1 protein-coding gene is annotated in these 1,599 nt (G+C 76.8%); it reads left to right on the plus strand.

The window, feature by feature from the left end:
• A partial coding sequence (locus AB0O00_RS38620) for an AAA family ATPase (protein WP_363659351.1) occupies positions 1–1,538 on the plus strand: 1,538 nt, incomplete at its 5' end.
• Between the last annotated feature and the right edge of the window lie 61 nt (positions 1,539–1,599).

Here is a 1,599-nt window from a genome sequence, read left to right on the forward strand (position 1 = left end):
AGCGCCCCCGCACCGGGCCGTTGCGCGACATCGTCGCGACCATCCAGCCCGAGCAGGACGCGCTGGTGCGCGGCGGGCCGGCCGAGTCGGTGTGCGTGCAGGGCGCGCCCGGCAGCGGCAAGACCGCCGTCGGCCTGCACCGCGCCGCGTACCTGCTCTACACGCACCCGCAGCGGATCCAGCGTTCGGGCCTGCTGGTCATCGGCCCGAACCGGGCGTTCCTGCGCTACATCGCCGAAGTCCTGCCCGCGCTCGGCGAGATCGACGTCGCCCAGTGCACCGCGGAGGACCTGGTGGCCGCCCACCCGGTGCGCGCCGAGGACGACGCGCGCGCCGCGGCCGTCAAGCAGGACGCCCGGATGGCAGCCGTCTTGGAGCGCGCCCTGTACGCCCGGGTCCGGGTGGCGGGCGCGGAGCCGGTGGTCGTCACGGAGGGTTCGTACCGCTGGCGGGTCCCGAGGGAGGTGCTGGAGTCGATGGTCGCGGAGGTGCGCGGGCAGGGCGTGCCGTACGCGATCGGGCGGGAGCACCTGCGGACCAGGGTGGTGGCGGCGCTGCGGGACCGGGCCGAGCAGCGGACGGGCGTCCGCGGCGGGACGTGGGAGGCGCGGATCGGGCGCTGCCGGCCGGTGAAGGAGTTCCTGGACGCGGCGTGGCCCGCCGTCCGCCCGGAGCTGGTGGTGGCCGAACTGCTCGGCGACCGGGCGGTGTTGGCGGCGGCCTCGGCCGGGCTGCTGGACGAGGAGGAGCAGGCGGCGATCCTGTGGCGGCGCCCGCCGCGCTCGGAGCGGAGCGCGGCCTGGTCGGCGGACGACCTGTTCCTGCTGGACGAGGTCGCGGGCCTGATCGAGCGGCCGGCCGGGTTCGGGCACGTCGTCGTCGACGAGGCGCAGGACCTGTCGCCGATGCAGTGCCGCGCGATCGCCCGCCGCAGCGGCTTCGGCTCGCTCACCGTCCTCGGCGACCTCGCGCAGGCCACCACGCCCGGGGCGGCGCGGAGTTGGCCCGAGCAGCTGGCCCACCTCGGCAAGCCGCAGGCGGCGGTGGTGCCGCTGACGACGGGCTTCCGCGTCCCGGCGGCGGTGATGGAGCTCGCCAACCGGGTGCTGTCCGCGCTGGGTGTGGACGTGCCGCCGGCGGTCTCGCTGCGCGCGGGCGGTGAAGTGACGGTCAGTCAAGTCTGCGATGTGGAAAGGGAAGTAGTCGACGTCGTCCGCACGGCACTCGGCCGCGAGGGCTCGGTGGCCGTGATCGCGGCGGACGGGGAGGTGGCGCGGACGGTGGAGGCGCTGGCGGCGGCCGGACTGCCGGCGGCGACCGCGGACGGGGTCGGCGGGGCGGCCCGGCTCACCGTCCTGCCCGCCTCGCTGGCCAAGGGGCTCGAGTACGACCACGTGATCGTCCTGGAGCCCGCCGCGATCGTCGAGGCCGAACCGCGCGGCCTGCACCGCCTCTACGTGGCGCTCACCCGCGCCGTCTCCCGCCTCGACGTCCTGCACACCCGCCCGCTGCCGGCGGCCATGCGGGCGGGGGTGTGATGAGCCGGCTTCAGCGGGTCCGGCGCGCCGGGCCGGCGGCGCGGGCCCAGCCGTGCTCCAG

This window comes from Kitasatospora sp. NPDC093558 (assembly GCF_040683475.1).
GTDB lineage: Bacteria > Actinomycetota > Actinomycetes > Streptomycetales > Streptomycetaceae > Kitasatospora.